Origin of the sequence: Streptacidiphilus cavernicola (genome assembly GCF_042510955.1) — a bacterium.
Classification (GTDB): Bacteria; Actinomycetota; Actinomycetes; order Streptomycetales; family Streptomycetaceae; genus Streptacidiphilus; species Streptacidiphilus cavernicola.
In genome coordinates this window covers 198693-217467 of sequence record NZ_JBHFAB010000002.1, presented here as the reverse complement: position 1 = coordinate 217467, position 18775 = coordinate 198693, and the positions used below count along the sequence as shown (strand labels likewise).

General features: G+C 72.1%; 17 protein-coding genes. 8 read left to right on the top strand and 9 right to left on the bottom strand.

Annotated elements, in window-relative coordinates:
- Positions 1-6: 6 nt before the first annotated feature.
- From alr to ACEZDE_RS03125, 3 genes are all read right to left on the bottom strand, one after another.
- The gene (gene alr, locus ACEZDE_RS03135) at positions 7-1167 is read right to left on the bottom strand and encodes an alanine racemase (RefSeq protein ID WP_380531699.1); all 1161 of its coding nucleotides are present in this window, start codon (positions 1165-1167) and stop codon (positions 7-9) included.
- Entirely contained in the window at positions 1164-1847 is a 684-nt protein-coding gene (locus ACEZDE_RS03130; protein ID WP_380531697.1) for a M15 family metallopeptidase, read from the bottom strand. The genes alr and ACEZDE_RS03130 overlap by 4 nt, the downstream gene beginning before the upstream one ends.
- Before the next feature lie 128 nt (positions 1848-1975).
- Complete coding sequence (locus ACEZDE_RS03125; protein WP_380531694.1) at positions 1976-3013, bottom strand: helix-turn-helix transcriptional regulator; 1038 nt, start codon at positions 3011-3013, stop codon at positions 1976-1978.
- Between the two features lie 62 nt (positions 3014-3075).
- Here ACEZDE_RS03125 and ACEZDE_RS03120 point away from each other — a divergent pair, with 62 nt between their 5' ends.
- Complete coding sequence (locus tag ACEZDE_RS03120; RefSeq protein ID WP_380531691.1) at positions 3076-4323, top strand: MFS transporter; 1248 nt, start codon at positions 3076-3078, stop codon at positions 4321-4323.
- A gap of 28 nt (positions 4324-4351) precedes the next feature.
- Here ACEZDE_RS03120 and ACEZDE_RS03115 read toward each other — a convergent pair whose 3' ends face one another.
- Entirely contained in the window at positions 4352-4765 is a 414-nt protein-coding gene (locus ACEZDE_RS03115) for a cupin domain-containing protein (RefSeq protein WP_380531689.1), read from the bottom strand.
- 53 nt (positions 4766-4818) lie between these two features.
- Between ACEZDE_RS03115 and ACEZDE_RS03110 the strand changes: the two genes are divergently transcribed.
- A complete protein-coding gene (locus ACEZDE_RS03110; protein ID WP_380531687.1) occupies positions 4819-5796 on the top strand; it encodes a GlxA family transcriptional regulator in 978 nt (325 codons plus the stop codon).
- A 70-nt stretch (positions 5797-5866) separates the two neighbouring features.
- Here ACEZDE_RS03110 and ACEZDE_RS03105 read toward each other — a convergent pair whose 3' ends face one another.
- The gene (locus ACEZDE_RS03105) at positions 5867-6646 is read right to left on the bottom strand and encodes a polysaccharide lyase family 7 protein (RefSeq protein WP_380531684.1); all 780 of its coding nucleotides are present in this window, start codon (positions 6644-6646) and stop codon (positions 5867-5869) included.
- 216 nt (positions 6647-6862) lie between these two features.
- Between ACEZDE_RS03105 and ACEZDE_RS03100 the strand changes: the two genes are divergently transcribed.
- Complete coding sequence (locus ACEZDE_RS03100) at positions 6863-7240, top strand: YciI family protein (RefSeq protein WP_380531681.1); 378 nt, start codon at positions 6863-6865, stop codon at positions 7238-7240.
- 83 nt (positions 7241-7323) lie between these two features.
- Positions 7324-8574, top strand: a complete 1251-nt coding sequence (locus tag ACEZDE_RS03095) for an RNA polymerase sigma factor (RefSeq protein ID WP_380531678.1) — start codon at positions 7324-7326, stop codon at positions 8572-8574.
- Here the strand turns inward: ACEZDE_RS03095 and ACEZDE_RS03090 are convergent.
- Positions 8557-9576: a DUF2690 domain-containing protein gene (locus ACEZDE_RS03090; RefSeq protein ID WP_380531676.1), complete on the bottom strand. Its 1020-nt coding sequence runs from the start codon at positions 9574-9576 to the stop codon at positions 8557-8559. The two genes, ACEZDE_RS03095 and ACEZDE_RS03090, sit on opposite strands and share 18 nt — an antisense overlap.
- A 368-nt stretch (positions 9577-9944) precedes the next feature.
- On the opposite strand from ACEZDE_RS03090, the gene ACEZDE_RS03085 reads away from it, so the two are divergent.
- Both ACEZDE_RS03085 and ACEZDE_RS03080 read left to right on the top strand, forming a co-directional pair.
- Positions 9945-11621, top strand: a complete 1677-nt coding sequence (locus tag ACEZDE_RS03085; RefSeq protein ID WP_380531674.1) for a C40 family peptidase — start codon at positions 9945-9947, stop codon at positions 11619-11621.
- A gap of 133 nt (positions 11622-11754) precedes the next feature.
- Complete coding sequence (locus ACEZDE_RS03080) at positions 11755-12603, top strand: alpha/beta fold hydrolase (protein WP_380531672.1); 849 nt, start codon at positions 11755-11757, stop codon at positions 12601-12603.
- 57 nt (positions 12604-12660) lie between these two features.
- Here the strand turns inward: ACEZDE_RS03080 and ACEZDE_RS03075 are convergent, their stop codons facing one another.
- Positions 12661-13119: a cupin domain-containing protein gene (locus ACEZDE_RS03075; protein ID WP_380532335.1), complete on the bottom strand. Its 459-nt coding sequence runs from the start codon at positions 13117-13119 to the stop codon at positions 12661-12663.
- 142 nt (positions 13120-13261) lie between these two features.
- Between ACEZDE_RS03075 and ACEZDE_RS03070 the strand changes: the two genes are divergently transcribed.
- Positions 13262-13879 (top strand): TetR/AcrR family transcriptional regulator, encoded by a 618-nt coding sequence (locus ACEZDE_RS03070; RefSeq protein WP_380531669.1) that lies wholly within the window; start codon positions 13262-13264, stop codon positions 13877-13879.
- A gap of 25 nt (positions 13880-13904) precedes the next feature.
- Here the strand turns inward: ACEZDE_RS03070 and ACEZDE_RS03065 are convergent, their stop codons facing one another.
- Positions 13905-14342 carry a MarR family winged helix-turn-helix transcriptional regulator gene (locus ACEZDE_RS03065; RefSeq protein ID WP_380532332.1) on the bottom strand — a complete coding sequence of 146 codons (438 nt, stop codon included), beginning with the start codon at positions 14340-14342 and terminating at the stop codon, positions 13905-13907.
- Positions 14343-14460: 118 nt separating this feature from the next.
- Between ACEZDE_RS03065 and ACEZDE_RS03060 the strand changes: the two genes are divergently transcribed.
- Positions 14461-15381, top strand: a complete 921-nt coding sequence (locus ACEZDE_RS03060) for an alpha/beta fold hydrolase (protein WP_380531666.1) — start codon at positions 14461-14463, stop codon at positions 15379-15381.
- 111 nt (positions 15382-15492) lie between these two features.
- Here the strand turns inward: ACEZDE_RS03060 and ACEZDE_RS03055 are convergent, their stop codons facing one another.
- Complete coding sequence (locus ACEZDE_RS03055) at positions 15493-18306, bottom strand: discoidin domain-containing protein (protein ID WP_380531664.1); 2814 nt, start codon at positions 18304-18306, stop codon at positions 15493-15495.
- Positions 18307-18775 lie beyond the last annotated feature (469 nt).

Genomic DNA, 18775 nt, shown 5'->3' with positions numbered 1-18775 from the left:
TGCACGTCAGGGCGAGACCGTGCGGTGGAGGCGGCGGCCGAGGCCGGTCAGCAGCTCGTGCTCGATCGTTCCGGCCCAGCGGGCCCAGTCGGCCGCGGTCGGCTCGCCCCGGTCGCCGGGCCCGAAGACCACGGCCGTGTCGCCCGGCGCCGCCGGGCGGTCGCCGGTGCTGACGACGATCTGGTCCATCGATATCCGGCCGACCACCGGGCAGCGCCGCCCCTGCAACAGCACCTCCGCCCGCCCGTTCGCGGCCCGCGGCAGCCCATCGCCGTAGCCGAGCGGCAGCAGCACCAGGTGGGTCCGCCGGGTGGTGGTGCAGGCATGGCCGTAGCCGACGTGGACGCCGGCGGGGACCTCGCGGACCGACACCACCGGTGCGGTCAGGGTGAGCGCGGGCCGCAGCCGGACCGTGCCGGACGGGTCGATCCCGACCAGGCCCGCGCCGACCCGGCTGAGGTCGAAGTGCGTGCGCGGGTCGGTCAGCGTCGCCGAGGTGGCGGCCAGGTGGCGCAGCCGGGGCCGCAGCCCGGCGGCGCGGGCAGTGCCGACCGCGGCCCGGAATGCAGTCAGCGCCGCGTCGGTGCACGGGTCGCCGGGGGTGTCGGCGCAGCCGAGGTGGCTCATCACGCCGACCACCTCCACCAGCCCGCGCCGCTCGGCCCGCGCCGCCGACCGGCACAGCTCCTGCCAGCGGGCCGGGGCGGCGCCGTCCCTGGCCATCCCGGTGTCGATGTGCAGGTGCAACTGCGCCCGGCGGCCGGTCCGCGCGGCGGCGGCGATCACGGCGTCCAGGTGCTCCCGGCTCGGCACGGCCAACTGCAGCCGGGCCCGCAGAGCGGCGGTGAAGTCGGCGTCCACCGGGTTGAGCCAGCTGAGGACCGGGGCGGCGATGCCCGCGGCGCGCAGCTCCAGCCCCTCGTGCAGCGTGGTCACCCCCAGCGCGGTCGCCCCCTCGGCGAGGACGGTACGGGCGACGTCGGCGGCGCCGTGTCCGAAGCCGTCCGCCTTGACCACGGCCATCAGCGCGACGGCACGGTCCGCCAGCAGCCGGGTGTTGGCGGCCACGGCCCCGAGGTCGATCCGCAACCGCGGACCGGCGGGGCCGGGAACAGGGGCAGCGGGGCCGGGGACCGGGCTGACGGTGCGGGCGGTCGGTGCGGTCACGCGTCGGCTCCGGTGCGGACCGGTCCGTAGCAGGCCTGGCCGGCTCCGACCCGGTAGGCCCAGTAGCGGTCGCCGAAGCTCCAGTGCCACCACTCGGTCGGATAGTTGACCAGCCCCGCCCCGCCCAGCGCCCGCCGCAGCAGCTCGCGGTTCCGCCGTGCCTCCGCGCTGATGCCGGGGGCGGCGAAGTAGCACGCGCCGTCGCTCTCCTCCGGCGTCGCGTCCAGCGCGCAGCCCAGCGGGAGAGGCCGGCCGTCCGCGTCGGCCAGGGTCAGGTCCACCGCGGCGCCCGCGACATGCGGGGCGACCGCGAGCGGAGCGACGTACCTGCTGGTCAGCCGCTCCAGCTCGGCCGCCGGGAGAGCAGGCCGGTCGCGGCGGAGCAGCGCGCGGTAGGAGCGGATGACGGCCTCCTGCGCCGACGCCTGCCGGAAGCCCTCGGACAGATGCAGCCCGATCCCGTCCGGCAGCGCCTGCTGCGCCGCCGCGAGCCGGTCGGCGAGTCCCGCCCTGACCAGCCGCGCGGCACCGGCGGCCGGACCGGACATCCAGTCCAGGGCGACCAGCCGCTCGCCGTTGTCCCGGACCGGGATCCGGGCGACCCGGGGATCGCCGATCAGGGTCGGTCCGGGCTCGGCGGTGCTGGGACGGGTGGTGACAGTGGTGCTCGCGCTGCTCATATCCGGAGCCTAGGAAGCCGGCCCGGCCCGGCACCTCCGCCTGAGGTGCCGACCGCCGGTACCTGAGGCGGAGAACCATCAGGGTCACCCACCGGGGAGGTCCCCAGCCACCTCCCGCTGACGCTCCGTCAGCCGTCCGGTCCGTCGTCGGGTCCGTCGTCCGGCCGGTCGTCCGCGTGCAGACGCTGCATCTCCGCGGCGGTCCTGGCGACGAGTCGGCGCAGCTCGGTCGGGGCGAGCACCTCGACGCCCCAGCCGAGCCGGAACACCTCGCCCAGGGCGTGCGCGGTGGACTCGATCGGGATGACGGCCCGGACCCAGCCCCGCGCGTCCGGCGCCCCCGCGCTGGCCTCGACCGCGGCCAGCACCGCCGAGTCGAACAGGTCCGGCATCCGCCGCAGCGCCTCCGGGGACAGCCGAAGCACGGCCTCGCCGTGGAAGCGCCGGGCGTCGAAGTCGGCGAGCGAGGCCTGCCAGTACCCGGCCAGGTCGAACCCGTCCGGCCGCTCGAACCCGCCGTCCGGGGCGCCCGGGGCCAGCTCCAGGATCTGCGACACCCGGTAGGTGCGGACGACGGGCCCGGCCCCGGCCCCGGAACCTGCCGCCGCCACCAGGTACCAGACCCCGCCCTTGAGCACCACGCCGAGCGGGCTGACCTCGCGCTCCACCTCCCGCGGCTCGGCCCAGCGCCGGTAGCGGAGCCGCAGCGGCCGTTCGTTCCACACCGCGTCGGCGACCGCGGTGAGGTGGGGCAGCGGTTCGGCGGCGCGGTACCAGCCGGGCGCGTCCAGGTGGAACCGCTCGCGGATCCGGGCCGAGCGCTCGCGCAGCACCGGCGGCAGGGCCGCGTCCAGTTTCAGCTGGGCCACCGCGAGCACGGAGCCGAGGCCCAGCTCGGCCGCCGGTCCCGGCAGCCCGGCCAGCGACAGGGCGTCGGCCTCGTCGCCGTGCAGTCCGGTCAGCCGGGTGCGGTAGCCGTCGAGCAGGGCGTAGCCGCCGTCGTGGCCCGGGTCGCCGTAGACCGGGACACCGGCCGCGCCGAGCGACTCCATGTCCCGGTAGACCGTGCGGACCGAGACCTCCAGCTCGTCCGCCAGCTCCTGCGCCGTCATCCGGCCGCGGCTCTGCAGCAGCAGGACGATCGACAGCAGACGGCTCGCACGCATGGGGAGAGTCTCCCAGCATCCACTGACAGACGGTGTCAGGGGATGCCCGCTTCACTGACGTCATGGCTTCCCCACACCCCGTCGGCCGGGCCGAGCGACTGCTCGTCCCCGCCGCCTTCATCACCGCCCTCGGCAACAACGTCCAGCTGATCGCGGGCGCACTGCTGGTGATCAAGTCCGACCCGACGATGCTGGCGGTCGGCTGGCTGTTCATCGCGGTCGCCGTCCCGCAGGCGCTGCTGTCGCCGTTCTTCGGACGGCTGGTCGACCGCTTCGACCGGCGGAGGCTGTGGATCGGCAGCGACCTGACCAGCGCCGTCACCGCGCTGGCGCTGCCGGTCTGGCTCGCCTGGGGCGGCGCGCCGGGCCCCGGGATCTACCTGGCCGGATTCGCGCTGGCGGTGGTCAGCGCGCTGTTCTTCCCGGCCAGCGCCGCACTGATCAAGGAACGGGTGCGGTCGGAGCGGCTGCGGTCGTTCAACGCCAACTACGAGATGGCCACCCAGGCCGGAATGCTGCTCTCGGCGACCGTCGGCGGCCTGGCCGTCCAGGCGTTCGGGGCGGTGCCGCTGCTGCTGGTCAACGCGGGCACCTTCGCGGTGTCGGCGCTCTGCGTGATCGGGGTCGGCCGCCGCCCGGCCGCCGCGCTCGCTGGCCCGGCGCTCCCGGAGACAGCAGCTTCGGCGGCTGCGGAGGCCCCGACGGCCCCGACCGGCGCGGGCTTCCCGATGGGCTGGCTGATCCTGCTCTTCGCCCAGGGCAGCGTCGTGGTCACCGTCTTCAACGCGCTGCTGCCCAAGCTGGTCCTGGGCGAACTGCACCGGGGCGCGGGCACCTTCGGGGCGATCGACGCGCTCGGCAGCCTCGGCTTCCTGTTCGCCACCGGCGCCTACAAGGTCCTCGGCCGCCGCTTCGGCGATCTCGGCGTCGCCACCACTGCCTTCCTGCTCTGCGACGTGCTGTTCGTCCTTGAGCCGCAGTTCGGGGTGATCGGGCTGGCAGTGCAGGTCCCGCTCGGCGCCTTCGTCTTCGGCCAGGCCCGGATCGCGTCCCGCAACCTGCTGATGGCCTCGGTGGACGCGACCCGGGTGGGCAGGGCCTTCGGCCTGGCCAACGGCGGCGGCCTGGCCGCCACGGTGGTGGCCATGCTGCTGGTCGCGACCGTCACCGACCACAGCGACACCCGCTACGGCTTCGCCGCCACCGCCGTGCTGAGCGCGACGGCGGCACTGGCCACCGCCGTCCGCCTGCGCCGCCCGGCCCGCACCGCCGCACCCGCCCCGGCGGTGTACCAGTCGGCGGTGCACTGAGCGGCGGATGACGCGACCTCAGAAGCCCTCATCCGCCGAGCGGATGGCCCGTGGTGGCGTCCACGTGGGCCGGGACCTCGTCGTGGCGGTCGCCGACCGTGGGTGTCCCGGTGGGCTCGAACATCATGATCGACGCTCCGCCGGGAGCGGACGGCCGGTGCCAGACGCCGCGCGGCACGGTGAAGACCGCTCCCCGCGGCAGGACCACGGTGCGCTCACCCGCGGGCTCGGGCTCAGCCGCGGGCTCGCGCAGCGCGATGTGCAGTTCGCCGTCCAGTACCAGGAAGAACTCGTCGGTGTCGTCGTGGGCGTGCCAGACGTGCTCGCCGTCGACCTTGGCCACGCGCACGTCGTAGTCGTTGACGCGGGTGACGATACGGGGGCTCCACAGTGCGTCGAAGGAGGCCAGGGCTTCGGCGAGGACAATCGGTCGTTGGGTCATGGGACCCATCCTTCCCGGTGCGGACGGCCCCGGGTGAGTGCTAGGAATAGCACATGCCGCAAGAATCCTCGCAGCACCCGCTGCACCGGGTCGTGGTCGTCGTGGACGAGAACTCCAACCCCTTCGAGCTCAGCTGCGCCATCGAGGTGTTCGGCCTGCGCAGACCGGAACTGGGCCGCGAACTCTACGACTTCACCCTCTGCTCGCCCGAGCCGCGGACGCTGATGCGGGACGGCTTCTTCGCGCTCAGCGAGGTCCCCGGCCTGGAGGCGGCCGAGTCGGCGGACACCCTGATCGTCCCCAACCGGCCCGACACCGACGTGCCGCGCCGTCCGGCCGTACTCGACGCCGTCCGGCGGGCGCACGCGCGCGGGGCCCGGCTGGTCGGCTTCTGCAGCGGGGCGTTCACCCTGGCCGAGGCGGGCGTCCTGGACGGGCGCCGGGCCACCGCGCACTGGCAGTGGGCCGACGCGTTCCGGGCCCGCTTCCTGCTGGTGCGGCTGGAGCCCGACGTGCTGTTCGTGGACGACGGCGACATCCTGACCGCGGCGGGCAGCGCCGCCGCGCTCGACCTGGGGCTGCATGTGGTGCGGCGGGACCACGGCGCGGAGGCGGCCAACTCGGTCAGCCGCAGGCTGGTCTTCGCCGCCCACCGGGACGGCGGCCAGCGGCAGTTCGTGGAGCGGCCGATGCCCGACCTGCCGGACGAGTCGCTGGCGCCGGTGCTGGCCTGGGCCGAGCAGCGGTTGGAGACGCCGCTGACGGTGTCCGCGCTGGCGGAGCGAGCGCGGGTCAGCCCGGCGACGCTGCACCGGCGCTTCCGGGCGCAGCTGGGGACGACCCCGCTGGCCTGGCTGAACGGGCAGCGGCTGGCGCTGGCCTGCCGGTTGATCGAGCGCGGGGAGTCCCGGCTCGCGGTGGTCGCCCGGCAGAGCGGCCTCGGCACCGCCGCGAACCTGCGCGCGGTGATGCGCCGCGGGACCGGGCTCAGCCCGCTGGACTACCGGCGCCGCTTCGGCCCGGCGGCGTAGCTCCACGCCGCCGGGCCGGTCGGTGGCCGGTCGGGCCGGTCGGTCGGTCCGTTCGGGTGCCGGCTGGGGGTCAGCCGCTGTGCGAGACGGTCAGTCCGTAGAAGGCGACGCGGGCGCCCTTGGTGGTGCTGTTCGAGGAGGACTGGTTGTAGGAGCCGGCCTTGAAGTAGTCCTTGTAGGCGTCGAAGGACGACGGGATGGCGTAGTGGGTGGTGCTGCCGTTGACGGTCAGGTCGATCGTGTTGCCGCCGGAGACGGCGATCGTGTAGGTCCAGGTCTTGCCGATCGACACATGGCCCACCGTGTGCGTGGTCTGGCCGCCGGAGGGCGAGTTCTCCACGCCCGCGACGATGTCGCCGCTGGAGTGGTAGTACAGCTCGATCAGCGGCTTGGTGGACGAGCCGCCCGAGCCGAGGTGGATCTGCCCGACGCAGACGTTCGAGGTCACGGAGACCACCCGCAGTGTCGCGCTCAGCTTGTGGCTGCCGCTGAGCGCCCAGTCCGCGGCGGTGCCGTTGGAGTTCATCTCGCGCAGCTCGGAGCGGGCGTAGTTGGAGTTGGGGGTGGTGACGCCCTTCTCCGGGGCCCAGAAGGTCATCGCACCGTCGCGGGTGTCGGTGTAGAAGTACGAGTCCTGGTAGCCGTTCGAGCCCTGGAGCTCGGAGGACGGGATGGTCGTCGGCGAGCCGGGGGAGCCGACCGGCTCCTGCAGCTCCCACACCGAGAGGTTGAAGTTGCCGCCGGGCGCCTTCGAGGGGGAGGCGGCGTCCGCGTTGGTGCCCATGACGCCGAGGGTGCCTGCTATGCCCACGGTGACGGCCGTGGCGAGGATCCTGGAACGGGTGCGCATGTGGGGGTCCTTCCGAAGCTTGGATGGCGTTCATATACATGAACTAGGTCTAGTCCAATGGCCCGTCAGATCTGGATAGCACGGCTGCTTTTCCAGCGTCAATGGATATGCAGCCTCGAGGTGCGGGCTCAGATTGTTCACATCCATGAATCATGAGCGCTGTGAAAAAATATTGAGCGGACCTGTAGTAGAACGCCCGACCCGTTCGTCATCCAGATGACGAACCCGAACCCGCGATGGGAGTTCTCGATCATGAAGTACCTGATGCTCGTCTGCACCGACCCCGACTTCAAGCCCGGCCAGGACGACGGAGCGCCGGACGTCGAGGACTGGGTCACCGAGATGGACGGCAAGGGCATCCGGCTGATGGGCAACCGCACCCGGCCCGCCGCCGACGCCACCACGGTCCGGGTCCGCAACCGGGAGGTGCTGCTGACGGACGGCCCGTACGCCGAGACCAAGGACCAGATGGCCGGCTTCGACATCCTGGAGTGCGCCGACCTCGACGAGGCCATCGAGGTCGCCTCCAAGCACCCGATGGCCTGGGGCGGCATGATCGAACTGCGCCCGTTCTGGCCCGACGACGAGGACTAGGCACACCATCCGTGTCGGAACAGCTGCCGGAGCAACCGCCGGGTCAGGAACCTGATCAGGCACCGGAACAGGTGCGTGATCCGGTGCCTGATCAGGTGCGGGACCGGATCGCCGGGATCTACGCCGACGGTTGGGGCCGGATCGTGGCCACCATGATCCGGTTCACCGGCGGCGACTGGGACCTGGCCGAGGAGTGCGCGCAGGACGCGTTCGCGCAGGCGCTCAGGAAGTGGCCCGGGACCGGCCTGCCGGAGCAGCCGCTGGCGTGGCTCACCACCACCGCGCGCAACCGCGCCGTCGACCGGATCCGCCGGGCCGCCACCGAGGCGGCGAAACTGCGGGAGGTGGCCGCCACGGAACCCGACTCCGACCCCGACCCGTCGGCGCACCCGCCGGTGTACACCAGTGACGGCGAGATCCCGGACGAGCGCCTGGAGCTGATGTTCACCTGCTGCCACCCGGCGCTGAACCTGGACGCCCAGGTGGCGTTGACGCTGCGAAGCCTGGCCGGGATGAGCACGGCCGAGATCGCCCGCGCCTTCCTGGTACCGGAGCGGACCATGGGCCAGCGCCTGTTCCGGGCCAAGCAGAAGATCGCGCACGCGGCCGTCCCGCTGCGGGTGCCGCCCGGACACCTGCTGCCGGAGCGGCTTCCGGCCGTGCTCCAGGTGCTGTACCTGCTGTTCAACGAGGGCTACGGGGACCAGCGGAAGGCCAGGCTGTGCCAGGAGGCGATCCGGCTCGCCAGGGTGCTGACCGGGCTGATGCCCGACGAGCCGGAGGCGCAGGGCATGCTCGCGCTGATGCTGCTGCACGACGCCCGCCGGGCCGGGCGCGTCGACGCGGACGGAGACCTGGTCACCCTGGACCGGCAGGACCGCTCGCTGTGGGACCGGGACCGGATCGCCGAAGGCGCGGAACTGGTCGAACGGGCGCTGCGCCGGCGCCGGGCCGGGCCGTTCCAGATCCAGGCGGCCATTGCCGCCTGCCACGCCACCGCGCCGGTCGCGGCCGACACCGACTGGCCGCAGATCGTCGGACTCTACGAGCGGCTGGCCGCGGTGGCGCCGGGTGCGGTGGTCGAGCTGAACCGCGCGGTCGCGGTCGGCATGGCCGAGGGCCCGGAGGCGGCGCTGCCGCTGGTCGACGCGGTCGCCGCGACCGGGCGGCTGGACCAGTACTACCTGCTGCACGCGACCAGGGCCGACCTGCTGCGCCGGGCCGGACGACAGCCGGAGGCGGACGAGAGCTACCGCGCGGCCCTCGCCCTGGCCCCCACCGACGCCGAACGCCGGTTCCTGCGGGGACGGTTGGGGCTAGCGGACGGCGGCTGACGCGCTGCGCGGGTCGGGGGTGCCCGGGGAGGGCCAGTGGCGGGCCGCCGGGTCGGAGACCGGCAGGGTGCACCCCTTCCCCTGCGGCTGCTGCCCGCAGACCCGCAGCGTCACTGTGCCGCTGTCGGCGTCGACCATGGGTGAGTAGGCGTCATAGCCCCAGTGGACCAGGGCGACGGCGCTCTGACCCGCGTTGGTGGTGATGGTCGCGGTGTCCCGCGGTGCCGCGTCGGTGAGCTTGGCCCAGGCGGCCCGGCAGGACGGGCTGTAGCGGATGTACAGGATGACCTTGCCGACGTTGCCGGTGAGCAGGGTCACCGCGTCGGCCCCGCATCCGGTGAGCTGGGGGTCCCGGCCGGTGCAGCCGACGCCCACGCAGTCCGGCGTGCCCGCGGCGGCTGCGGCTGCGGTGGCGGTGGCGGTTGGGGTGGGGGTCGTCCGTGGCCGGGCCGAGTGGGCGGCCGGGGCGGCGAGCAGGGCCACGCCGACGACGATCAGCGCGACGAGCGCGGCCAGGTTCGCCAGCGAGAGCAGAAATCGCGGCTCACGTAACGGCGACCGTCGGCCGGGTCCGACCGGTGCGGCGCCGACCGGCAAGGGGCCGACAGGTGCGGGGCCAGCGGGTGAGCCGACCGCTAAAGGGTCCGTTGGCAGAGGGACGGCGTCGGCCACGGCCGGACTCGCGTCCGGACGCGCACCCGGGCCGTCCGGCGCGTCATCGTCCGACGCGCCCGTGGACGCCGCCACCGCTGCCTGCGCCAGCAGACCGCGCAGCGCGTCCGCGTCGCCGCCGACCTGGGTCAGCAGGCTCTCCAACGCCTGTGCGGTGACCAGCCGTTCGCCGTTGAGCCAGCGCTGCCACGATGCCTTGCTGTAGTGGGTGCGCCCGGCGATGTCCGCCAACGACAGCTGCCGGGTGTCCTTGACCTCGCGCAGACGCTCCGTCAGCAGGCGGGCCGGGGAGGACAGATGGGCGGGGAGGGGTTTCCAGCTTGACGCCATGAATCCTCACGGTGGGAGCGGGGTCGTGGGAGCGAGGTCGTTGCTTCCAGCGCGTGGCCGCTGAACACTGATCGGTTGGGGTCGGCTCGGATCTCCGAATGATCCGCAGTGTTCCACACCGCCGGACCCCCTTCAAGGCACCTCGGTGACCCGTCGTCAAAAGTTCGCCGCAATGCCCGGAACGGCTCAAGCACGGGCCTATCCTCGACTCAATCCGCTGGTCAGAGCTGTGGGACGACGGGGGAGCGTCCCACAGCAGCCGAATCGGCTGCACCGGGCGGGTCCGGTCGGGAACAGTTCTGTCGCAGCCGGATTCCGGCCGGCTCCGTCTCTGTTCCGCTGTCGACAAGCCAGAGGAGTCCTTTCCCGTGGATGCCGATTCCCCGCCCGTCGGGCGCAGGCGCGGCCCCAGCGCCCGCCGTAACGCCGACCGCAGCACCCGCCGTCTCCGCGCGACTACGACGACTACGACACGGCCTCGAAGGTCCCCGCTCCGCGCATGGGCCTCGCTCGCCGTCACGGTCGCCCTGCTCGGCGCGGGGGTGGTGGTGACCGCGTCCCCGGCGATGGCCGCCGCTCCGACGCCGATAGCGCTCACCTCGTCGGCGTGCCCCACCAACATCGCCGAGGGCGAGTCGGACGGCTGTGTCACCGAACTGCAGGACCTGCTGAACCGCAACGGCGCGGGCCTGACCGTCGACGGCGACTTCGGCGCGGGCACGCTGGCCGCGGTCAAGACGTTCCAGAGCGGCCACAGCCTGTCCGCCGACGGCGTGGTCGGCCCGCTCACCAAGGCCGCCCTCGACAACACCGGCACCTCGGCGCCCGGCCCGATCGCGCTCGACTCGTCCCGCTGCCCCACCGACATCGCCGAGGGAGAGGACGACGGCTGCGTCACCGAACTGCAGCAGCTGCTGAACGACAACGGCGCCAAGCTGACGGTGGACGGTGACTTCGGGGCCGGGACGCTGGCCGCGGTGAAGAGCTACCAGAGCGCGCACGGCCTGTCCGCGGACGGCGTCGTCGGGCCCGACACCAAGGCCGCGCTGGTGGGCGGCACCGCGCCCGCGCCGATAGCGCTGACGTCGGCGCAGTGCCCGGCCGACATCAGCGAGGGCGAGATAGACGGCTGCGTGACCAAGCTGCAGCAGCTGCTCAACAGCCACGGCGCCAAGCTGACGGTGGACGGTGACTTCGGGGCCGGGACGCTGGCCGCGGTGAAGAGCTACCAGAGCGCGCACGGCCTGTCCGCCGACGGCATCGTCGGGCCCAACACCAAGGCGTCGCTGGACAGCGTTTCCAGCACCGTGCCGGCGCCGATCCCGTTGACGTCGGCGCAGTGTCCGGCCGACATCAGCGAGGGCGAGATCGACGGCTGTGTCACCGAGCTGCAGGAACTGCTCAACAGCCATGGTGCGGGCCTGTCCGTGGACGGCGACTTCGGGGCCGGGACGCTGGCCGCGGTGAAGAGTTACCAGAGCGCGCACGGCCTGTCCGCCGACGGCATCGTCGGACCGGACACCAAGGCGTCCCTTGACGGAACGTCAACCACAGGCCCCACCCCGCCCCCGCCCACCGGGAGCACGCTGTCCAAGATCGTCAGCTATGCGCAGGCGATCGAGAACGGCTCGGCCGAGACCGGCTGGGGCGGCGGCTACGTCCAGTACGTGTGGGGCGGCGGCCACCGTGGCACCCCCGGCCCGTCCACCGGGACCTGCGTCGGCGACCCGCAGTCGCTCAGCTGCACCAACCCCGCCGCGGTCGGAGTGGACTGCTCGGGCTTCGCCCGCTGGGTCTACTCCCTCGCCTACGGGTCCGACGTCCTCGGCGCAGGGCCCACCGGCCAGCAGATCAACGAGATGAGCCGGGTCAGCTCCCCGGTGCCCGGCGACCTGGCCTTCTTCGGAAGCAGCGCCTCGGACACCGACCACGTCGGCATCTACATCGGCAACGGCAAGATGATCAACGCCTACGAGACCGGAACCAATGTGCAGACCAACACCATCGCGGCGGGAGGCAACCTGATCGGCTACTACCAGTACTGACCAGTGCTGATGGCCCCGACTCCCTCGGCGGAGTCGGGGCCGTTGTGCGTGGATTCGTGAGAGTGGACTTGCATAAGGCGTGCGAGCCTCCTATATTTATGAGAGTCAACTCTCGTAAAGGGGAAATCGCATCATGAGTGCCACCGATACCGCTGCTCCTGCCGCCGCTGCCACCGCCTCCGCCCGTACCGTCGAGCTCACCGACGGCCTGTCCGTCACCATCGAGGAGTACGGCACCGCCTCCGACGGCAGCGGCGTACTGCTGCTGCACGGCGGCGCCGGACCCCGCACCATGGCCGGTCTGGGTGCCGCGCTCTCCGGGCAGGTGTACGCCGTCGCGCCGACCCATCCCGGCTTCGACGGCACGCCCCGTCCGGAGTGGGCCGACACCATCGCCGACCTGGCCATCGCCTACCTGGACCTGCTCGACGCCCTGGACCTGACCGGGGTCATGGTCGTCGGGAACTCCATCGGCGGCTGGATCGCCGCCGAGATGGCCCTGCGCGACACCCGCGGCCGGGTCGGCTGCCTGGTCCTGCTCAATGCCGTGGGCATAGCCGCCGCCGACGGCGGCCCCGGCGTCGTGGACGTCCGGGGCATGGCACCGGCCGAGATGAGCAGGCTGTCCTTCGCCAACCCGGCCTTCCGTCCCGACTTCTCCTCGTTCAGCGACGCGCAGCGGGCCGGGATGGCCGCCAACCAGAAGACCCTGGCGACGTACGCGGGCGAGACGTTCACGCACGATCCGAAGCTGCGCCGCCGCCTGCGCCGGGTGACCGTGCCGACGCTGGTCGTCTGGGGCGAGCAGGACGGCATCGCGCCCCTGGACTACGGCCGCGGCTACGCCGACGCGTTCGCTGACGGCCACTTCGTGCCGGTCGCCGACGCCGGGCACTTCCCGCACATCGAGCAGCCGGGGCAGACTCTCGGGGCCATCGGCGAGTTCGTCGACACCGTCGTGAAGCCGGATGAGACGGTCTGACCGGGCCGTTTGACTCGGGCGGTCCGACGACAGTCTGCGGGGGATGCCGACGGGGCGTCAGGCGAAGTCGGTGGCCGGTGTGGTGGCGTAGCGGGCCATCGTCTCGGCGGTCGCCTGCGCGGTCAGCCCGCCGTCCCGGGCGATGGCGTCGCGGAGATCCCGGAAGTACTGCACATACAGGTCCGGGGTGAAGGTGTTGAGCAGCACGACCGGCTGGTCCCCGGGGTTGGCGAAGGTGTGCGGGACGCCGGGCGGGACCATCACCGTGCTGCCGGTCGGCGCCTCGTACTCGGTGTCGCCGACGGTGAACCTGGCGGTGCCGGAGACGACGTAGAAGCCCTCGTCGTGCCGGGCGTGACGGTGCTGGGGCGGGCCGGCGCTGTGCGGGGCGAGAGTGATCTCCCCGATGCCGAGCCGGTGCGCGGTGGTGCTGCCGTCCTCCAGGATGCGGATCCGGGCCGGGCCCAGTTCGATGACCTCGCCGCCGTCCGGGGGCACGATCGAGACAGTGTCCATGGCCATGGGGCCGACTCCTTTGTGAGAGGATGCTCTCATGACTGTAGGATGCTTGCGTTATGATGTGCAAGCTCCCTCCTGTTCCTGGGGGCGTGGGAGTGAACTCCCTACCCGACCGCGCGGACGAGAGGCGGAACGACCGATGACGTCGTCGCAGGGCACAGCGGGGCGTGCCAACCAGAAACTGCGCACGCGCACCGCGATCGTGCAGGCAGCGGCCGAGTTGGGCCGCACCGGCCGCGAAGTGACCATGCCCGAGGTCGCCAAGGCCGCGCTGGTCTCCGAGGCCACCGCCTACCGCTACTTCCCCGACCTGGCCAGCCTGCTCCAGGAGTCCATCGCCGGGCAGCTGCCCGACCCGGCCGAGGCGCTCGCGCCGGTCGCCCACTCCGAGGATCCGGTCGCACGGGTCGCCGTCGCCACCGAGTTCCTGCTGCGCCATGTGCTGGCCCGGCAGGGCGTGGTCCGCGCGATGATCGCGGCCACCGTCGTCCGGCCGGGCGAGGCCACGGCCCGTCCGGGCCTGCGCTTCGGCCTGATCGACCACGCGCTGTCCCCGCTGGACCGGACCCTCGCGGTCACCGACCCTGCCGCGATGGCCCAGCTCAAGAACGGCCTCGCGGTCGTGGTCAGCGCGGAGGCGCTGTTCAGCCTGACCGACCTGCACGGGTTGGAGCCGGAGACCGCCGTCGCCAGCATCGTCCGCACCGCCACCACCCTGACCTGGGCCGCACTGCGGGAGGCCGCCGAGACCGGGTGACCGCGGGGGCCCTCGGTCACCGCTCTCAGCAGGGCGGCTCGGCGCCGGTCAGGTCCACGTCCGCGAACAGCTCCAGCATCCGGCTGAGCACATGCACGCAGGTGGCCAGGTCGGCTTCGGTCAGGTCGCCGCCGACCTGCCGCAGCAGCGCGTGCTCGCGGGCGGTCACGGCGGCGATGGCGGCCCGGCCCGGTTCGGTGAGCTGGATCAGGGACGAGCGCTGGTGGGTCGGATTGGGGATGCTCCGCACCAGCCCGGCCGCAGTCGCGTCGTTGACCATCCGCTGCACGAACTGGCGGCTGAGCGACTGGGCCCGGCCCATCTGCGGGACCGTCAGCGGCCCCTGCTCGCGCAGCAGATCGAGTACGGCGCGGACGCCGACGGAGATGCCCTGGGTGGCGTCCTGCTCGATCCGCCGTTGGACCCGCCGGTAGAGCGGGCCGACGAGGGCGAAGACCTCCATCAGCCGCTCCGGCAACTGCTCGGCGGGGAGGGGGGCGTGGTCGGGTGTGGTCACGGCACCACTATGCCTCATGACAACCTAGTTGCCGTTCTTCCTCAATCATGACACCTTAGGTGTCATGATTGAGCCCGAGACCTTCGCGAACGCCCGGACCCCCGACACCGCCCCCGACGACGCCCTCGCCCTCGACGCCCTCAGCATCTTCGAATCCCAGGACGGCCCCCTCGCCTACCGCGACGCCGGTCCGCGCGACGCCGACGCCGCTGCCGACGCCCCTGCCGTGCTGGTGCTGCTGCACAGCGGCTTCGTCGACCACACCCAGTTCGACAACCTGATCCCCGGGCTGACCGCCCTCGGCTACCGCGTCATCGCCCCGGACGCCCGCGGCCACGGCCGTTCCGCGAACGCGAGCCGCCCGTTCCGGCCCACCGACGACCTCGCCGCGCTGCTGCGCCATCTGGGGCTGCGTCAGGTGGTGCTGGTCGGAGTCTCGATGGGCGCGATGACCGGTGTCGACACCGCGATCGAACACCCGGACCTGGTCCGCGCCCTGGTCGTCAGCGGTCGCGGCCTCGGCGAACCGGACCTGGACGACGCCTGGGCCGCCGCCCTGCACCAGCGCCAGTTCGACGCGCTCGCCGCCGGAGACATCCAGGGCTACCTCGACCACTTCGTCCAGTGGATCGCGGGCCCCCGACGCCCCCTCGCCGACGTCGACCCGGCGATCGTCGCCCACGTCAGGGAGATGGCCCTGTGCACCCTGGCGAAGCACACCCCGGACGAGCCCAACCACGTCGTCCCGGTCGAGGACGTGCCCGGCCGCGCCAAGGGAATCCGGGTCCCGGTCCTCGCCGTCAACGGCGCCCTCGACGCCCCCGGCGTCCTCGCCACCACCGACCACCTGATCCGGACCGTCCCGAACGGCCGCACCGTCCTCCTGGACGGCGCCGCCCACTACACCACCCAGGAGGCGCCCGAGCAGTTCACCCGAGCCCTGCTCGCCTTCCTCCGCAGCGTCGACGCCGTCGGCCCCGCCTGAAGGAGGGACACGGCGGAGGGCCGGGGAACAGCCTGTTACGGCTGCTCCCCGGCCCTCGTCGCTACTGTCGGTGCGTCAGTTCCCCTTCAACACAACGCGCGGGTCAACGAGTCACGGGTACGAGACCACGTTGCTCGGCCCGCCGAAGGTCGGCGAGACCGCCGCTCCGGTGCCGTTGACCACGGAGTCGATCCCGCCCGAGCCGTTGAGGAACACGGTCAGGATGTCGTGGAACTGGACCCCGGCGGTGTTGGGCGCCTGGAAGGCCATCGAGCTGTGGATGTCCACCCCCTGGTTGAAGTAGGAGTAGGCGCCCATCCCGTAGCCCTGGAACGAGGTGACGTTGTTGGCGACGTGGAAGGCCGGGTATCCCTTCTGCGTCCCGCTCGCCATCCACGCGGCCTGGTTCGGCACGTCGTAGGGGTTCTCGTTCTGGTAGAAGACGACGGTGCCGCCCTGGCCGTTCCAGTCGGTCTCGTCCTTCTGGTAGTGCTCGGAGGCGAGGCCGTAGGCGGTGACGTTGTTGCCGTTGACGATGACGCCGGTGTCGGCCTGGTCGCTGGTCCAGACGCCGCCGCCGGCGCCGTGGTCGGCACGCCAGGACCACATGTCGTCGATGATCGAGTTGTTGCTGTTGTCGATGAAGGCCGTGGTGACCGAACCGGCGGTGGCGCCGCCGACGCGCAGGAAGACGTCGTCCACGGTGACCGGGTCACTGGCGTGGCTGACGGTCGAGCCCGCGGTGCCGATCTGCAGCAGCGAGGGGGACTTGACCGGTCCGGCGTCGAAGATGATCGCGGAGACGTTTACACCGTCCACGTCGGCGACCGACATGGTGGTGTTGCCGTTGGTCGGGACCAGGGTCGGGAAGCCCAGACCGATGATCTTGGTGTCCGGGTGGGTGACCTGGATGGTGCTCGGGACGTTGTAGACGCCCGGGGTGAACAGCAGGTTGTCACCGGCGTTCAGCGCGGCGTTGATCTGGTCCACCGTGCTGGACGCGTTGACCACGTAGAACGTGCTCAGCGGCAGCGAGGTGCCGGGGGTGCTGCCGTTCAGCCAGGTCGGACCGGTGGAGTTGGTCTGCTTGGCCGGGACGAACACGTTGTAGTTGCCCGCGGCGTCGGTGTAGAGGTAGGGCTCCTCCTGCGTCACCGGGCTGGCGGCCAGCGTGGTGTACGGCTGGGGGCCGCCGCTGGCACCGGAGTTGGCGGCGAAGCTCTGCGCCGGGGCGCCGGTGTCACCGCTGAACACCTGGTTCCAGACGCCGTTGCTCCATCCGTCCAGGGCGGAGTTGCGGGTCAGGTACTGCTGCTGCGAGCCGTTGGTGATGGTGCCGCCGGTGAACTGCGAGTCCGAGATGAAGCCGCCGGAGGCGTAGTCGGGCGCGCCGGTGCAGTAGTCCATCAGCGTGACGTTGCCGTTCATGTGCACCCTGCGCATCGGGGACGCCTGGGACGCGGCCCAGAAGTCGTCGCCGGAGTAGCAGCCGGAGTTGCCCATCACGTTGACGGTCAGGTTGTTGATGGAGCGCCAGAAGTTGTCGGTGGCGTTGCAGTTGCTGTAGCCGCCGCCCTGGCAGCGGTTGAAGGCGTTGATGGAGCCGTTGATGGTGACGTCGCCCGGGTTCTTGCCCAGGCCCGCGACCTCGGTGTAGTAGCCGACGGTGAACACCAGCGGGTTCGCCGCGGAGCCGTAGGTGCCCGGCTTGAAGAACAGCGCGTAGCGCTGGGTGCCGAACTCGTTGTCGGACTGCTGGTTGGCGATGGTGTTCAGCTGGTTCTGGATGTCGCTCTGCGCCTGGGTCGGGCTGAACACGATCACGTTGGCGCCGAGGCTGCCGCCGGTGGGCGGGGCCGGGGTGCCGGTGCCGCCTCCGCCGGTTCCGGTGCCGCCGTCGGTGGCGAGGTTGAACTCGCCGATGGACCACCAGGCGCCGGTGGACGCGGTGGTCAGCACGATCCGGACGTAGCGGGCGTTCTGGTCGGCGAAGGTCGCGGTCTCGCTGGTGGCCTTGCCGGCCTCGGTGTCGACGGTGGTGAAGGTGCTGCCGTCGTTGGAGACCTGGACCTGGTAGCCGGGCGCGGTGTCGCCGGCCCAGTTGGTGGAGTCCATGACGACCTGGTTGAAGGACTTGGCCGAACCCAGGTCGACCTGGAACCACATCCCCGGCGCGGCCACCGCGTCCGAGCTGTAGCGGGTGCCGGCGTTGCCGTCGATGGCGTTCGAAGGAGCGTCCCCGGCACCGGAGTTGGTGCTCGCGGTGGCGGTCCAGCCGGTGCGGCTGAGGGTGGTCTCGGCGCCGCCGGTCCCGCCCCCGGTGCCGCCCCCGCCGGTGCCCGTGCCGCCGTCGGTGGCGAGGTTGAACTCGCCGATGGACCACCAGGCCCCGGTGGAGTTGCCGGTCAGCACGATCCGGATGTAGCGGTCGGTCTGGTCCGCGAAGGTCGCGGTCTCGATCCCGGTCTGCGCCGCCTCGGTGTCGACGGTGGTGAAGGTGGTGCCGTCGTTGGAGACCTCGACCTTGTAGCCGGGCGCGGTGTCACCGGCCCAGTTGGTGGAGTCCATCACGACCTGGTTGAAGGACTTGGCCGAACCCAGGTCGACCTGGAACCACATCCCGGTCGCCGCTGCCGCGTCGGAGCTGAAGCGGGAGTTGGCGCTGCCGTCGATCGCGTTCGAAGGAGCGTCCCCGGCAGCCGAGTTGGTGCTGGCGGTGGCGGTCCACCCGGTGCGGCCCAGTGTGGTCTCGGTGCCGGCCGCGCCCGCGCTGACCGCGGGGGCGCCGAGCGCCACCACGACCGCGCCGACGGCGAGGAGCGCCGCGCTGGTACGGGCTCGGCGGCCCGGTGTTGCGGCCCCGCGCCGGAGCGCGGGGCGCCCGGCTGCCACATCGGGTCTGTCACTGCTACTGAACTCGGTCATGGGGGACCGCACCTCTTTACCTAGGTGGAACGCGGGTGGGTGGCCCGCGCAGCAAGAGACCGGTGCGGGGCGGGGAAGGCCGGGCACCGGTGACGGACAGTCAGCGAGGAGGGTGGAACGCCCGATGGGGGTTCATGGGATGCCTCCTGGGGGTGGGGAAGGCCGGAGCGCCGCATCGTGGGGAGAGCGCTCTCCGAAGCAGAGTGAAGCAGTGCCGGTGACACGGCGTCAATATCCCCGTAGGTGTGGAATTCTCCCCGGTCCGGCGCGTGGAGCGGGCCGAGAGGGTGTTTGCGCAGGTCCGGGTACATGAAACCAGAGAGCGCTCTCTGGTGAACGCGACGTATACGAATTCCCGTGCAAGGGGCGGGCTGGGTTCCGGAACCGCCACCCTGTTGACCACCCTTGGCATGTGCGTAACTATCGGTTCAGCGCCGGTCAGGTCAGAACCGGAGCGGGACCGTACACC

What these genes read in the sequence shown, in the direction of transcription:
- ACEZDE_RS03080 (WP_380531672.1), top strand. Translation starts at nt 11,755, where the DNA reads ATGAGTGCCACCGATACCGCTGCTCCTGCCGCCGCTGCCACCGCCTCC.
- ACEZDE_RS03110 (WP_380531687.1), top strand. Translation starts at nt 4,819, where the DNA reads ATGCCGCAAGAATCCTCGCAGCACCCGCTGCACCGGGTCGTGGTCGTC.
- ACEZDE_RS03090 (WP_380531676.1), bottom strand. Translation starts at nt 9,576, where the DNA reads ATGGCGTCAAGCTGGAAACCCCTCCCCGCCCATCTGTCCTCCCCGGCC.
- ACEZDE_RS03070 (WP_380531669.1), top strand. Translation starts at nt 13,262, where the DNA reads ATGACGTCGTCGCAGGGCACAGCGGGGCGTGCCAACCAGAAACTGCGC.
- ACEZDE_RS03065 (WP_380532332.1), bottom strand. Translation starts at nt 14,342, where the DNA reads ATGGAGGTCTTCGCCCTCGTCGGCCCGCTCTACCGGCGGGTCCAACGG.
- ACEZDE_RS03100 (WP_380531681.1), top strand. Translation starts at nt 6,863, where the DNA reads ATGACGAACCCGAACCCGCGATGGGAGTTCTCGATCATGAAGTACCTG.
- ACEZDE_RS03105 (WP_380531684.1), bottom strand. Translation starts at nt 6,646, where the DNA reads ATGCGCACCCGTTCCAGGATCCTCGCCACGGCCGTCACCGTGGGCATA.
- ACEZDE_RS03120 (WP_380531691.1), top strand. Translation starts at nt 3,076, where the DNA reads ATGGCTTCCCCACACCCCGTCGGCCGGGCCGAGCGACTGCTCGTCCCC.
- ACEZDE_RS03115 (WP_380531689.1), bottom strand. Translation starts at nt 4,765, where the DNA reads ATGACCCAACGACCGATTGTCCTCGCCGAAGCCCTGGCCTCCTTCGAC.
- ACEZDE_RS03130 (WP_380531697.1), bottom strand. Translation starts at nt 1,847, where the DNA reads ATGAGCAGCGCGAGCACCACTGTCACCACCCGTCCCAGCACCGCCGAG.
- ACEZDE_RS03055 (WP_380531664.1), bottom strand. Translation starts at nt 18,306, where the DNA reads ATGACCGAGTTCAGTAGCAGTGACAGACCCGATGTGGCAGCCGGGCGC.
- ACEZDE_RS03125 (WP_380531694.1), bottom strand. Translation starts at nt 3,013, where the DNA reads ATGCGTGCGAGCCGTCTGCTGTCGATCGTCCTGCTGCTGCAGAGCCGC.
- ACEZDE_RS03075 (WP_380532335.1), bottom strand. Translation starts at nt 13,119, where the DNA reads ATGGACACTGTCTCGATCGTGCCCCCGGACGGCGGCGAGGTCATCGAA.
- ACEZDE_RS03060 (WP_380531666.1), top strand. Translation starts at nt 14,461, where the DNA reads ATGATTGAGCCCGAGACCTTCGCGAACGCCCGGACCCCCGACACCGCC.